Consider the following 13,590-nt stretch of genomic DNA (forward strand, 5'->3'; position numbering starts at 1 on the left):
CGCATCGTGTCAGGGATCGTCGGGGTGCTCGTGACCCTGCTGGTGGCCACCGGGTGCAAGTTCGACGGGGCCTACGACCTGCCGCTCCCGGGCAACGCGGTCAGCGAGGACGAGGCCTATCCCGTGACCGCCGACTTCGAGGACGCGCTCAACGTCGTCCCGCGCACCGCGGTGATGGTCGACGACGTCGTGGTCGGTCAGGTGACCGAGGTGGAGCGCTCCGGATGGCACGCCCGGGTCAAGTTCCTGGTCCGCAAGGACGTCGACCTCCCGGAGAACGTCCAGGTCGACGTACGCCAGACCAGCCTGCTCGGTGAGAAGTACATCGCCCTGCTCGAGCCGGAGAAGTCGGCGGCCAGCAGCAAGCGGCTCTCGGCAGGGGACTTCATCCCGCTGTCCCGCACCGGCCGCAACCCCGAGGTCGAGGAGGTGCTCGGCGCCCTGTCCATGGTGCTCAGCGGTGGCGGCATCGGGCAGCTCAAGACCATCAGCGTGGAGCTGAACAACATGCTCAACGGGCGGCAGGACCAGGCCCGGCACCTGCTCGGCAACCTCGAGCGGATGGTCGGTGCGCTCGACGACCAGCGCGGCGACATCATCAAGGCGATGGACTCCATCGACCGGCTCAGTGCCACCCTGGTCAAGGAGCGCGAGACCATCGGGGAGGCCATCGACGCGATGGGGCCGGCCCTGAAGGTGCTGAACCGCCAGCACAAGGGCCTGATGACGATGTTGCGTCAGCTCGACCAGCTCGGTGTCGTCGGCACCCGGGTGCTCGACGCCAGCACCGAGAACATCGTGGCCACCCTGCGGCACCTCGAGCCCACGCTGACCAAGCTGGCCGAGGCCGGCGACGGACTGCCCAAGGGCCTGTCGATGATGGCCAGCTTCCCGTTCCCCGAGCAGGCGGCCAACATCGCCCGTGGCGACTACGCCAACGCGCTGTTCCACCTCGACATCGACCTGAACAAGATCATCCGGTCACCCGGTGAGGGCCTGCCGGACGTGCTCAACCTCTGCGCGGGCGCACTGCCCGAGGCCGCCGTGATCCCGGCGGTCTGCGAGGCCCTGAGTCCTCCCCTGAAGAACCTGCTCTGCCAGGCCACTCCCGGCCTCGCCGGCTACCTGGGCTTCTGCCCCGCTGCCACCCGGGAGAGCCGGAAGCCGCCCGCGGCCCCCAAGCTGTCCATCCCCGGCCTCACCGGCTCCGGAGACGGCACGGGCGACGGTGGCAAGCCGCCGACCGGCGGCCTCCTCGGTGGCCTGCTCGGGGGAGGTGGCACGCGATGACCCGCGGCGTCAAGGTCCGGCTGATCGCCTTCGTGGTGCTCAGCGCCGTCGGCGTGGTCTATGTCGCGGGCAGCTTCCTGGGGATCGTGGACAAGCTCCTGGGGCGAGGGTTCACGATGAGCGCCACCCTGCCGGGATCGGGTGGGCTGTTCACCGGCAGCGAGGTGACCTACCGGGGAGTGAAGGTCGGCAAGGTCTCCCGGGTCGACGTGATCCCGAACGGCATCCGCGTGGACCTCGCGATCAAGGACAAGGTCAAGATCCCCAAGGACACCACGATCCACGTGCACAACCTGTCTGCGGTGGGGGAGCAGTACCTCGACTTCGAGCCGGCCGAGAACGCCGGCCCCTACCTGGGGCAGGGGGACACCGTCCGGGGTGACGCCAGCAGCCTGCCCAAGAGCGAAGAGGTGCTGCTCACCGAGCTCGACGACCTGGTGGGGTCGGTGAACCGCACCGACCTGACCACGGTGATCTCCGAGCTCGGCAACATGTTCCGCAACACCGCCAACCCGCTGCAGCGCATGGTGGACTCCGGGACCGAGTTCGTCGACGCGGCCGACGCCAACAAGGACGAGACGATCGCGCTCCTCCGGACCGGGCAGACCGTGCTGCAGACCCAGGCGGACCACGAGGGCGACATCAAGTCGTTCGCGAAGGATCTCGCCGATCTCACCGGGACGCTGCGCACCTCCGACAAGGACCTCCGCAACGTGATCCAGGGGGGTGCCCCGGCGGTGCGCGAGGTGGACTCGTTGCTCAAGGGTCTCGAGCCCACGCTGCCGGTGTTCCTGTCCAACCTCGTCACGGTCAACCAGGTGCTCACGACCAACATCCCGGCCCTGGAGCAGACCCTGGTGACCTTCCCGCGCGTGATCTCGTCGGGCTTCACCGGCACGCCCGGGGACGGCTACGGCCACATCAACCTGCAGCTGAACTACGACGTGCCGGCCTGCACCCAGGGCTTCCTCCCCAGGGGCAAGTGGCGATCTGCCCTGGACCTGACGGACAAGGAGATCTTCATGGCCAGCTGCAAGGACCCGAGAGCCCAACCCGGGTACACCGGCGGCTCCCCGATCAACCAGCGAGGCGTCAACTTCGCGCCCAGCTTCGGTTCGGGGAGCTCGGCAGGCCAGAGCTACCGGGTCTCGCCGTACGACGTGGGCACCGGGGAGGCCGACGCGGGCAACGGAACAAAAGTGAGGGTCCACAACGGCGGTGGTCTGCGTACAGTGTTCGGGGACGACGCGTGGAAGTGGATGCTGACAGGACCGGTGAATGACGAGTGACTGAACTTGCCGAGCGCCCCCAGCGGGCAGGCAGGTCACGGCGGGGAGTCAACATCGTGCTGTTCCTCGTCGCCCTGGCGCTGGTGGCCGCCTCCGTCGTGCTGTTCCGCGAAGGCGCGGCTGCGACCCCGGGCGACTCCCGCGCCGAGGCGCTGTCGCGGCTGCACCGCGAGGTGACCGCGGCCGCGACCAAGGAGACCGAGGCGTTCCTGACCATCGACCACAAGAACATGGATCCGCTGATCGAGAAGGTGCTCGCAGGTGCGACGGGTGAGTTCAAGGAGCAGTACGAAGCCGCCCAGGTGACCCTGAAGGCCTCCGCCCAGCAGTCGCAGGCGACCTCGAGCGGAAAGGTGATCGAGGTGGGCATCGGCGACATCGACGAGGACAACGCGGTGGTCTTCGTGGCAGCGGACTCCAAGGTGACCAACAAGTCCACCAAGGGTGAGCAACAGCCGAGGTACTACCGGCTCAAGCTGTCCATGGCGCGCAAGGGCGACGCCTGGCTCACCTCGACCCTGCAGTTCGTGGGCTGACATGGTCGACCTCGTCAAGAGTGCCGAGAAGCAGTGCCCCTACTGCGCGGAGACGATCAAGGCTGCGGCCCTCAAGTGCCGCTACTGCCAGAGCGACCTCACCGACTCCACCGACTCCACCGGCTCCACCGAGTCCTCGGGGCACGAGGAGGCCGCTGCGCCCCCGGCTCCGCCGGTCGCCGAGGAGAGCCGGGAGGGCGACGACCTCGACTCCATCCCCCCGACCGATCCGGACAAGCCCTCGTTCCTGGCCAGCGGGCGGCTCACCGGCATCCTGGTCGCGCTGTGCCTCGTGCTCGCCGGCGTCGCCGGCTACGCGTGGTACGCCGCCGAGAACCCCGGCGACGGTGCCGCGCCGGACGGGGTGATCACCTCCAGCCAGGCCCGCGACGCGGGGATGGCGGCGGCCACGTCGCTGACCGAGAAGGTGCTCGGCTACGACTGGAAGACGCTCGATGCCGACATGAAGGCCGCGCAGGCGGTGATGGCGCCCACCTTCCGCAACGAGTACGTCAAGGCGATGGACGGCGTGAAGGCCCAGACGGTCAAGAACCAGGTCAAGCTCACCGCGAGCGTGGTGGCGACCTCGGTCCTCTCCGCCAGCAGCACGAAGGTCGAGGCGCTGGTGTTCGTCAACCAGGTGACCACCGCCAAGGGCTCGGCAAACCAGCGAGTCGACCAGAATCGGGTACGGGTGACATTGACCCGCGCCGGGGGAGACTGGCGCGTGTCCAAGATGGACGCGTTCTGATAAATTAGAACACGTTCCAGTTTTCTTGCCTCGGAAAGGTCGTGCCCATGGTCGAGGGAGTGGGGGGTCCCGCGGCAACACGCGAGGTGGACACCGACCTGCTCATCGTCGGCGCCGGTCCCGCAGGCCTCTTCGGCGCCTACTACGCCGGCTTCCGAGGGATGAGCGTGACGCTCGTCGACTCGCTCCCCGAGCTGGGTGGGCAGGTGTCTGCGCTGTACCCCGAGAAGGCGATCCTCGACGTCGCGGGCTTCGTCAGCATCAAGGGCCGTGAGCTGGTCGAGCAGCTCGTAGAGCAGGCCGCCAGCGCGAAGCCGACCTACCTGCTCGGCCGCACCGCCACGACGCTGGAGGTGGGCGACGAGCACGCGACGATGCGGCTCGACGACGGGACCGTCGTACGCGCCAAGGTCGTGATCATCACCGCCGGCATCGGGAAGTTCACCCCGCGGCCACTGCCCGCCGGCGACGGCTGGGAGGACCGCGGCCTGGTGTTCTTCGTGCCGTCGTTCGCGGAGTACGCCGGACGCGACGTGGTGATCGTCGGGGGCGGCGACAGCGCCTTCGACTGGGCCCACCACCTCGAGCCGATCGCCGCCTCGATCACGCTGGTGCACCGGCGCGACCAGTTCCGCGCGCACCAGGCCACCGTGGACGCCGTACTCGCCGGCAGCACCGAGGTGATCACCAAGGCCCAGGTGACCGCGCTGCGCGGAGAGCACCACGTGGACAGCGTCGAGATCACCACCACCGAGGGGGAGGTGCTCGTGCGCCCCGCGCAGAGCGTCGTCGCCGCCCTCGGCTTCATCGCCGACCTCAGCGCGATGAAGGAGTGGGGGCTGGAGTTCGACAAGCGCCACATCAAGGTCGACACCGCGATGCGCACCAACCTCGAGCGCGTCTTCGCCGCCGGGGACATCACCGAGTACGACGGCAAGGTGCGCCTGATCGCCGTCGGGTTCGGAGAGGTGGCCACCGCGGTGAACAACGCCGCCGTGCTCGTGGACCCCGACGCCCACGTGTTCCCCGGGCACTCCAGCGAGGGCTCCTAGCGCGCCGCACCCCCAAGACGACCAGTCAGCCAGACCGCCAGCCAGCCGACCACCCCGAACGGAGCAACCATGAGGAAGATCAAGGTCGACTTCGACCTCTGCGAGGCCAACGCCATGTGCGAGGCACTGGCCCCGACGCACTTCGAGGTCGACGACGACGACTACCTCCAGGTCCTCCAGGAGAACGTCAGCGACGAGGACCTCGCGATGGTCGAGCAGGCCGTCGCATCGTGCCCCAAGTCGGCCCTGAGCCTGGTCGAGGAGTAGACGGGTGCCCACCTCCAACGACCCGCTGTCCCTCGAGGGCCGCGTCGCGGTCGTCACCGGCGCCGGCGCCGGCCTCGGCCGAGCCGAGGCCCTCGCCCTGGCGCGGGCCGGCGCCGACGTGGTGCTCAACGACCTGCCCGGCGCGGCCGAGGAGGCCGCCGAGGAGATCCGCGGCCTCGGGGTCGAGGCGCTCGTCGTGGCCGGCGACGTCGCCGAGCGGGCCACCGCCGACGCGATGATCCAGGCCGCCACCGAGAAGCTGGGCCGCCTCGACGTCGTGGTGAACAACGCCGGGATCACCCGCGACAAGATGCTGTTCAACATGACCGACGAGGACTTCGACCTCGTCCTGAACGTGCACCTGCGCGGCCACTTCCTGCTCTCGCGCAACGCCGCGTCGTACTGGCGCGGCCGGTTCAAGGAGACCGGGGAGCCGGTCGACGGGGCAGTGGTGAACACCGCGTCGGAGGCCTTCCTGACCGGGTCGCCGGGGCAGGCGAACTACGCGGCGGCCAAGGCCGGGATCACCGCGCTCACGCTCTCCACCGCCCGTGGGCTGTCCAGGGTCGGGGTCCGCGCCAACGCGATCTGTCCCCGGGCACGCACGGCGATGACCGCGCAGGTCTTCGGTGAGGACGAGTCCGGGCGCTCGGTGGACCCCTACTCCCCGGAGCACGTCGCCCCGCTCGTGGCCTACCTGGCCTCGCCGGCCTCGGCGCGGATCACCGGGCAGGTCTTCGTCGTGTACGGCGGCATGGTGGCCCTGCTCGCCGCCCCGGTGGTCGAGCAGCGCTTCGACGCCTCCGGGGAGGTGTGGGACCTCGCCGGGCTCGACTCCGACCTCGGCGGCTACTTCGCCGAGCGCGACCCCGCCGTCGGCTTCGCTGCCGACTCCGTGATGACCCTTCAACCCAAGGAACGTCGATGAGCAGACTCGCCGGCAAACGCGCCATCGTGACCGGTGCCGCCCAGGGACAGGGCGCTGCGATCGCGCAGGCCTTCGTCGAGGAGGGCGCCCAGGTCGTGATCGCCGACATCGCCGAGGAGGCGGGGACCGCGCTGGCCGAGGAGCTGTGCGCGAAGTTCCCCGGCTCGGCGTACTTCCGCAGTCACGACGTCAGCGACGAGGCGAGCTGGACGGCCCTGGTCGAGGAGGCCAACGAGCGGTTCGGGCCGGTCAACGTGCTGGTCAACAACGCCGGCATCCTGCGCTTCGGCGAGGTCGAGAAGATGCCGGCCGAGGAGTTCGAGCTGCTGTTCCGGGTCAACCAGCTCGGGTGCTTCCTGGGGATGAAGTCGGTGACCCGCACGATGCGCAAGGGCGGTGGCGGCTCGATCATCAACGCCTCCTCGATCGAGGGGCTGGCCGGGATGGCGTTCTGCACGGCGTACGCCGCGACGAAGTTCGCCATCCGGGGGATGACCAAGTCCGCCGCGATGGAGCTCGGGCCCAAGGGGATCCGGGTCAACTCGGTGCACCCCGGGATGATCGACACCCCGATGACCCGGATCCACGGCGGCGACGCGGCGATGGAGTTCGGCGCCGGCAAGGTCGCCCTCAAGCGCGTCGGGACCCCCGCCGACATCGCCCCCGCCTACGTCTACCTGGCCAGCGACGAGTCCAGCTTCGTCACCGGCGCCGAGCTCGCCATCGACGGCGGCGCCACCGCCACCCACGCCTTCGGCGGCTGACCGGGCACAGGCTGTTCCTCGGTGATCGAGCGGTAGCGTCACCGATATGGGCAGGTCGTCTTCGGCGCGACTGATGACGCCGGCGTTCGTGGCGCTGACGATCTCCGACCTTGCCTACTTCACCGCGACCGGGATGCTCATCGCGGTCACACCGCTGTTCGCCACCGGACCGCTCGGGGCAGAAGAAGCCGGTGTCGGCATCGCGATGGGATCGTTCAGTGCCACGACCCTGTTGCTGCGACCGTACGCGGGTCGCTGGAGCGACCGGCGTGGCCGGCGGATGATGCTGGTCGGTGGCTCGACCCTGTTCGCGATCGGGATCCTCGGTCACTACCTGGTCACCTCCGTCGCCATGCTGGTCGCGCTCAGGGCATTGCTGGGAGCGGCGGAGGCGCTCTACTTCGTCGCTGGCTTCGCCGCCCTTGCCGATCTGGCACCCCCGGGGCGTGCCGGCGAGGCGCTCAGCTTGAACTCCCTGGCGCTCTACGTCGGTCTCGCGGCCGGGCCGCTGATCGGTCAAGGGTTGCTGCACTGGAGAGGGTTCCACCTGGTCTGGGCGGGGGCAGCGGTCCTCGCGGCGCTCGCCGCCACCGCCGCGACTCAAGTGCCGGAAACCCGACCCGCGACCGCACCTGTCACCGCGCCCAGCGCGCTGTTGCAGCGCAGCGCGTTCGTTCCCGGCGCCGCGCTGTTCAGCGGCGTTGCGACCACGTCCGGCTTTCTCGCCTTCACGGTTCTGCAAGCACGCGAAGTCGGGATCGAGGCATGGAGCGTGGTGCTCCTGGTCTTCGGCACCACCGTCGTCGTGCTTCGACTTTCGTTCGCCAGCCTGCCGGACCGGGTCCCGCCACTGCGTCTGGCCGCAGTCGCGCTGGCGGTGGCTGCCGCCGGCCTGCTGGTGGTAGGAGCAATCAGCACGCCGATCGGACTCATCACGGGCACCGTCGCCCTGGCAGGTGCGAGTGCGTTTCTCACCCCAGCGATCTTCGCTGCCGTGTTCAGCAGCGTTCCGGCACACGAGCGCGGCAGCGCAGCGGCGACCACCAGCATCTTCATCGACCTCGGACTCGGTGCCGGCCCCCTGCTCCTGGGGTTGGTCGCCGCCGCGACCACCATCCCGACCGCGTTCCTTCTCGTCTCGGCACTGCCTGTCGCCGGCAGCCTGCTGCTCCTACCGTTGAGACGGCCACCAGCCAACCTCGCAGCCTGACCCGCTTCGATGGCAGCCCAAGGCCCCGCGTCGGCGGGGTGTCAGCGGAAGATGAGCTCTACGATTGCGTCCCGCTGTAGCTCGCCGAGCGGGCAATTGTGTCCCGCTGTACGACATCGAGCGGGCAAATGTGTCCCGCTGGTGTGCGCCGACCGGGCACAAATGTCTCGACCGAGCCTAGGGTGTCGCGATGCCACCGATCCGGTTCAGCGACGACGCTCCAGACGACGACGCGTACTCGCGGGTGTCGCGGGACCTGGCCGCCGTCACGGCACCGTTCGGCCAGGTGTTGGACCGTCTTCCCGCGACCTTGGTCACGAAGCTCGAGTGTCGGAGGAGAACGACAACGATGCCGGAGCGGCAGCGGCTCCTCGCGGTGACCGGACCACTTGAGAGCAGCTTTGCCATCGAGCCTGACGGCCCCGGGCGCGCCAGCCTGCTGCTGGGCAGGGCCTCGTTCGAGGGGGGTGTCCAGGCTGTCGTCGCCGTGGGTTCAGCCGTGGCTGAGCCGATCCCCGACTGCTTCTGCGACGCGTGCGGCCAGAATGCTGACTCCATGATCGAGCAGCTCGACGAGCTAGTCGCCCTCGCCGTCGGCGGGTTCCACGAGTTCCGCCGACCCCATGTGGCGCGTCCTGGCGACCTGTTGCACCACGGCCCATGGATGGAGCATGGCTACGAGTCGGGGGATCGCCACGACACGACGGCGAGTGCCGACGTACGCGGAGACGCGTTTTCGGTGCACTGCAGACCGTGGCGGGTGCGCTGAGAGCCGGGCGTTCCTGCCCGGTCGACGCCATACGAGGTGACGTTTCTGCCCGGTCGACGCCGTACGACGTGACGTTTGTGCCCGGTCGGCGGCTACGGCGAGACGTCTGTGCCCGGTCGGCGAGGTGTCAGCGGAGGATGAGCTCGACGGCGGTCTCGAGGTGCTCGGTGACCTGCTCGGCGGTGATCCGGCCGGTGACCCAGGCGACCAGGGAGGCGAGCCAGACGTCGCTGATCACGCGGGCCACGGCGATCTCGCGGTCGGTGGGGTGGGCGCCCTCGACGTACTGGTCGCCCTGGAGCGCCCGGTTCAGCATCGAGGTCAGCCGCAGTCCGACGACGTGGATCTCGCCAGCGACCGAGGAGTCGGCGAACATGAACGCCCGGGTGAGTGCCTCGGTCAGGTGGGGCTCGCGCTGCAGGCCACGGGTGGCCCGGGTGAGCACGTGGGTGACCCGGTCGGCCGGGGTGTCCCCGGGGATGGGCTTGCGGCCGAGGTTGGCCTCGGTCTCCTCGAACTGCCGCGCGAGCGCGGAGACGAGCAGGTGGATCTTCGAGGGGAAGTAGCGGTAGAGCGTCCCGAGTGCCACGTCGGCGTGCTCGGCGACGGCCCGCATCTGGACGGCGTCGAAGCCGCCCTTGGACGCCAGTGCCACAGTGGCGTCGAGAATGCGGCGTCTGCGGTCTCGCTGCGCGGCTGACCCAAGGTCGTCATAGGTCAGCGAGCTCACGGTGGCCAAGATCTCAACCTCCCGGGGGCCGATTCTCGTGGTGATCGTCCGGAGGCTTGTGCTTCGGACCTGCAGTCCAAGGCTACCAGTGGGTTCCGGCATAATAGAAACACGTTTCAGTACCAGCAGGTCGGTCCCAGTCCGGGGTCGCTCTTAGTTGGCAGCTCCAGGAAGGCGCCTCTTGCGCATTGCACTCTTGTCCTACCGCAGCAAGCCACACTGTGGCGGCCAGGGCGTCTACATCCGCCACCTCAGCCGTGAGCTGACCGCACTCGGGCACACCGTCGAGGTCTTCTCGGGTCAGCCCTACCCCGAGCTCGACCCAGGGGTGGGCCTGACCAAGGTGCCCAGCCTGGACCTCTACCGCGAGCCGGACCCGTTCCGTACGCCGAAACCGTCGGAGATCCGCGACCTGATCGACGTGGAGGAGGTGCTGACGATGTGGACGGCCGGCTTCCCGGAGCCGAAGACGTTCTCCAAGCGGGCCGCCCGACTGCTCCGTGACCGGCTCGACGACTTCGACATCGTCCACGACAACCAGGTCCTCGGCTACGGGATGCTCGACATCGCGAAGATGGGGCTCCCGCTGATCACGAGCATCCACCACCCGATCACCTTCGACCGGCGCATCGACATCGAGGCGGCCCCGACGCGGCGCAAGAAGCTGACCCTGCGCCGCTGGTACGGCTTCTTGAAGATGCAGGGCAAGGTGGCTCGCTCGGTCGGCAAGATCCTGACCGTCTCGGAGTCCAGCCGCCGCGACATCATCACCGACTTCGGGGTGGACCCGGCCAACCTGCAGGTGATCCCGCTCGGGGTCGACGAGGTGTTCGTGCCCCCGACCAAGCCGCGGGTCCCGGGCCGGATCGTGGCCATGGCCAGCGCCGACGCCCCGATGAAGGGGATCGCCACCCTGCTGGAGGCGTTCGCCAAGCTGCGCACCGAGCGCGAGGTCCAGCTGCTGCTGGTCACCCGCCCGACCCCGGGCGGACGCACCGAGAAGCTGATCGACCAGCTCGGCATCGCCGACCACGTCACGTTCGTCAGCGGCATCAGCGACAGCGAGCTCGTCGAGGTGATGGGCTCGGCCGAGGTCGCCTGCGTGCCCTCGCTCTACGAGGGCTTCTCGCTGCCGACCGCCGAGCTGATGGCCTGCGAGACACCCCTGGTTGTCAGCCGCGCCGGCGCCATCCCCGAGGTGGTGGGCCCCGACGGCGAGTGCGCCGACCTGGTCACCCCCGGCGACGTCGGCGAGCTCGAGCGCGCGATCGCTGCGATGCTCGACGACCCGGAGCGCCGCGCGCGGATGGGCGCAGCGGGTCGCCGCCGGGTCCTCGAGACGTTCAGCTGGCGTGCGGTGGCCGAGGCCACGGCCGCGGCGTACGACGAGGTCATCACCACCACCAACCCCACGACCGATGAGGAGCCCACCCGTGCTGACCGTTGACTTCCAACGCCTGGGCCTGAAGCCCGGCGACCGCGTCATCGACATGGGCTGCGGTGCCGGCCGGCACGCGTTCGAGATGTATCGCCGCGGCGCCGACGTCGTCGCCTTCGACCAGGACGCCGACGAGCTCGCGAACGTGCTCGAGCTGTTCGGCGCGATGAAGGAGGCCGGTGAGGTCCCCGAGGGCGCCGAGGCCGACATCAAGGAGGGGGACGCGCTCGCGCTGCCCTTCGCCGACGGTGAGTTCGACCGCGTCGTGGCCTCCGAGGTGCTCGAGCACATCCCCGCCGACATCCAGGCGATCGAGGAGCTCGTCCGGGTGCTGCGGCCCGGCGGCACGATGGCGATCACGGTGCCGCGGTGGCTCCCGGAGATGGTGTGCTGGAAGCTCTCCGACGACTACCACAACGTGCCGGGCGGACACATCCGGATCTACTCCGACAAGGAGCTGATCGGCAAGCTCGTCAACGCCGGGATGATCTTCGAGGGCAAGGACCACGCCCACGGCCTGCACTCGCCGTACTGGTGGATCAAGTGCGCGGTCGGCGTCACCAACGACCAGAACCCGCTGGTGAAGGCCTACCACCAGGTGCTGGTGTGGGACATCATGAAGACGCCGCGGTGGAGCACACTGACCCGCGGTGCCGAGAAGGTGCTCAACCCGCTGATCGGCAAGAGCATGGTGCTCTACCTGCGAAAGCCGGCATGACGGGCAGCACGACCGCGCCCCACGACATCCCGTCCGTCCCGGGCGTGCTGACCAGCGCCCAGATCGCGGTCACGGCGGCCTCGATCGCCGGGATGCAGGAGCCCGACGGTGCGGTCCCGTGGACCACGGGAGAGCACGTCGACGTGTGGAACCACGTCGAGGCTGCGATGGCGATGCTGGTCGCCGGTGAGGTCGAAGCGGCAGAAGCGGCCTACGACTGGTGCCGGCGCACCCAGCGCGACGACGGCTCCTGGCCGATGAAGATCGTCGCCGGCGAGGTCGAGGACGCGAGCGGCGAGACCAACATGTGCGCCTACCTCGCGGTGGGGCTCTGGCACCACTGGATGCTGCGCGGTGACCGCGGGTTCGTGGACCGGCTGTGGCCCGTCGTACGCCGTGGCCTGGACTTCGTGGTCGGGATGCAGCTGCCCTTCGGCGGCATCGCCTGGTCGCAGGAGTGGGACGAGCACGGCCCTGCCTCGGTCAACCGGGAGGCCCTGCTCGCGGGCTCCTCGAGCATCTACCAGTCGCTGCGTGCGGGGGTCGCCCTCGCGGAGCTGGTCGGTGAGCCGCAGCCGGAGTGGGAGATCGCCGGTGGGCGGCTCGGACACGCGCTGCGCGAGCACCGGGACCGGTTCCTGGACAAGTCCTCCTTCTCGATGGACTGGTACTACCCGGTGCTCGGTGGGGCCGTCCGCGGCCAGGCGGGTCATGAGCTGATCGCGACGCGCTGGGACGACTTCGTCGTGCCGGGCCTCGGGATCCGCTGCGTCGACACCAACCCGTGGGTGACCGGTGCGGAGACCTGCGAGCTGGTGATGGCGCTGGACTCTCTCGACGACCACGAGCGTGCCCTGCAGCTCTTCGCCGAGATGCAGCACCTGCGTCACGAGAACGGCAGCTACTGGACCGGCTACGTCTACCCCGACGAGGTGTTCTGGCCCGCCGAGCAGACCACCTACACAGCGGCCGCGGTGATCCTGGCCGCCGACGAGCTCTCCCGCACCTCACCGGCCTCCGGGATCATGCGCGGCGACACGCTGGCTGCGCACTTCCGGGAGATCGGCCTGGAGTGCGGCTGCACGAAGGCCTCAGCCGACGTGCTCTCCGGCCGCGCCTGAGCTGCGGCGCAGCACCCGCATCGAGCCGACGGTCGCGACGGGCTCGAAGGCGCCGCTCGCCACGGCGCGCTGCCACACGTGGTACGGCGCCTGGCCGCCGTCCTCGGGCCGCTCGAAGACGTCGTGGATCACCAGCACGCCGCCGGGCTGCACCCAGTGGGCGAACCCGGAGTAGTCGTTCTGCGCGTGCTCCTCGGCGTGCCCTCCGTCGATGAACAGCAGCGCGAGCGGCGTACGCCAGTGGGCGGCGACGGTCGTGGACCGGCCGACGACGGCGACCACCTCGTCCTCGAGCCCGGCGAGGGCGATCGTGCGGCGGAAGACCGGCAACGTGTCCATCAGGCCGAGCTCGGGGTCGACGAGGGTGGGGTCGTGGTGCTCCCAGCCGGCCTGGTTCTCCTCGGACCCGCGGTGGTGGTCGAGGGTGAAGACCACGCTGCCGGCCTCGCGAGCCGCGGCCCCGAGGTAGACCGCCGACTTGCCGCAGTAGGTCCCGACCTCGAGAGCCGGCCCGTCCGCGAGGTGCGCGACGGCGGTCTCGAACAGGAACGCGCCCTCGTCGGCGGGCATGAACCCCTTGGCCTCGCGGGCACGGACGAGCAGGTCGGCGGGCATCTGGGTCACGGCCGCAGCCTAGCCAGCGTGCTGGTCGGGGCCGGTGAGCCCATGGCATGATTGGAACACGTTCTAGTTTGGGCGGGGTTTCGACGAGCTCGACCGGCGTCTG

General features: G+C 69.5%; 15 protein-coding genes. 13 read left to right on the forward strand and 2 right to left on the reverse strand.

The features are described from left to right. Nucleotides 1-6 precede the first annotated feature (6 nt). The 10 genes from AC4BGB_RS20115 to AC4BGB_RS20160 all read left to right on the forward strand — a co-directional run bounded on the left by AC4BGB_RS20115 (nucleotide 7) and on the right by AC4BGB_RS20160 (nucleotide 8,856). Nucleotides 7-1,290, forward strand: coding sequence for an MCE family protein (locus AC4BGB_RS20115; protein WP_490548770.1), 1,284 nt, complete (start codon nucleotides 7-9; stop codon nucleotides 1,288-1,290). Further along, on the forward strand, nucleotides 1,287-2,579 hold the full coding sequence (locus AC4BGB_RS20120) for an MCE family protein (protein WP_490548771.1): 1,293 nt from the start codon (nucleotides 1,287-1,289) through the stop codon (nucleotides 2,577-2,579). The genes AC4BGB_RS20115 and AC4BGB_RS20120 overlap by 4 nt, the downstream gene beginning before the upstream one ends. Continuing rightward, complete coding sequence (locus AC4BGB_RS20125; RefSeq protein ID WP_490548772.1) at nucleotides 2,576-3,115, forward strand: Rv1363c family protein; 540 nt, start codon at nucleotides 2,576-2,578, stop codon at nucleotides 3,113-3,115. The genes AC4BGB_RS20120 and AC4BGB_RS20125 overlap by 4 nt, the downstream gene beginning before the upstream one ends. Before the next feature lies 1 nt (nucleotide 3,116). Further along, complete coding sequence (locus AC4BGB_RS20130; protein ID WP_490548773.1) at nucleotides 3,117-3,866, forward strand: VirB8 family type IV secretion system protein; 750 nt, start codon at nucleotides 3,117-3,119, stop codon at nucleotides 3,864-3,866. 47 nt (nucleotides 3,867-3,913) lie between these two features. Further along, nucleotides 3,914-4,918, forward strand: a complete 1,005-nt coding sequence (locus tag AC4BGB_RS20135; protein WP_490548774.1) for an NAD(P)/FAD-dependent oxidoreductase — start codon at nucleotides 3,914-3,916, stop codon at nucleotides 4,916-4,918. 69 nt (nucleotides 4,919-4,987) lie between these two features. Then, nucleotides 4,988-5,185, forward strand: a complete 198-nt coding sequence (locus tag AC4BGB_RS20140) for a ferredoxin (protein ID WP_490548775.1) — start codon at nucleotides 4,988-4,990, stop codon at nucleotides 5,183-5,185. 4 nt (nucleotides 5,186-5,189) lie between these two features. Beyond that, the gene (locus AC4BGB_RS20145; RefSeq protein WP_490548776.1) at nucleotides 5,190-6,113 is read left to right on the forward strand and encodes a 3-oxoacyl-ACP reductase; all 924 of its coding nucleotides are present in this window, start codon (nucleotides 5,190-5,192) and stop codon (nucleotides 6,111-6,113) included. After that, nucleotides 6,110-6,877, forward strand: a complete 768-nt coding sequence (locus tag AC4BGB_RS20150; RefSeq protein WP_490548777.1) for an SDR family NAD(P)-dependent oxidoreductase — start codon at nucleotides 6,110-6,112, stop codon at nucleotides 6,875-6,877. The genes AC4BGB_RS20145 and AC4BGB_RS20150 overlap by 4 nt, the downstream gene beginning before the upstream one ends. 73 nt (nucleotides 6,878-6,950) lie before the next feature. Next, on the forward strand, nucleotides 6,951-8,087 hold the full coding sequence (locus AC4BGB_RS20155; protein ID WP_490548778.1) for an MFS transporter: 1,137 nt from the start codon (nucleotides 6,951-6,953) through the stop codon (nucleotides 8,085-8,087). A gap of 190 nt (nucleotides 8,088-8,277) precedes the next feature. Next, nucleotides 8,278-8,856 (forward strand): DUF6226 family protein, encoded by a 579-nt coding sequence (locus tag AC4BGB_RS20160; RefSeq protein WP_490548779.1) that lies wholly within the window; start codon nucleotides 8,278-8,280, stop codon nucleotides 8,854-8,856. A gap of 127 nt (nucleotides 8,857-8,983) precedes the next feature. Here the strand turns inward: AC4BGB_RS20160 and AC4BGB_RS20165 are convergent, their stop codons facing one another. After that, nucleotides 8,984-9,586, reverse strand: coding sequence for a TetR family transcriptional regulator (locus AC4BGB_RS20165; RefSeq protein ID WP_490548902.1), 603 nt, complete (start codon nucleotides 9,584-9,586; stop codon nucleotides 8,984-8,986). Between the two features lie 181 nt (nucleotides 9,587-9,767). Between AC4BGB_RS20165 and AC4BGB_RS20170 the strand changes: the two genes are divergently transcribed. The 3 genes from AC4BGB_RS20170 to AC4BGB_RS20180 are packed head-to-tail and all read left to right on the forward strand — an operon-like array spanning nucleotide 9,768 to nucleotide 12,863. Continuing rightward, complete coding sequence (locus tag AC4BGB_RS20170) at nucleotides 9,768-11,033, forward strand: glycosyltransferase family 4 protein (RefSeq protein ID WP_490548780.1); 1,266 nt, start codon at nucleotides 9,768-9,770, stop codon at nucleotides 11,031-11,033. Further along, nucleotides 11,020-11,742: a class I SAM-dependent methyltransferase gene (locus AC4BGB_RS20175; protein WP_490548781.1), complete on the forward strand. Its 723-nt coding sequence runs from the start codon at nucleotides 11,020-11,022 to the stop codon at nucleotides 11,740-11,742. Before AC4BGB_RS20170 ends, AC4BGB_RS20175 begins: the two co-directional genes overlap by 14 nt. Continuing rightward, nucleotides 11,739-12,863, forward strand: coding sequence for a prenyltransferase (locus tag AC4BGB_RS20180; protein ID WP_490548782.1), 1,125 nt, complete (start codon nucleotides 11,739-11,741; stop codon nucleotides 12,861-12,863). The genes AC4BGB_RS20175 and AC4BGB_RS20180 overlap by 4 nt, the downstream gene beginning before the upstream one ends. Here AC4BGB_RS20180 and AC4BGB_RS20185 read toward each other — a convergent pair. After that, nucleotides 12,834-13,478: a class I SAM-dependent methyltransferase gene (locus tag AC4BGB_RS20185; protein WP_490548903.1), complete on the reverse strand. Its 645-nt coding sequence runs from the start codon at nucleotides 13,476-13,478 to the stop codon at nucleotides 12,834-12,836. The genes AC4BGB_RS20180 and AC4BGB_RS20185 overlap by 30 nt on opposite strands. Nucleotides 13,479-13,590 lie beyond the last annotated feature (112 nt).

It is taken from the genome of Nocardioides sp. Z30_9, assembly GCF_058215735.1.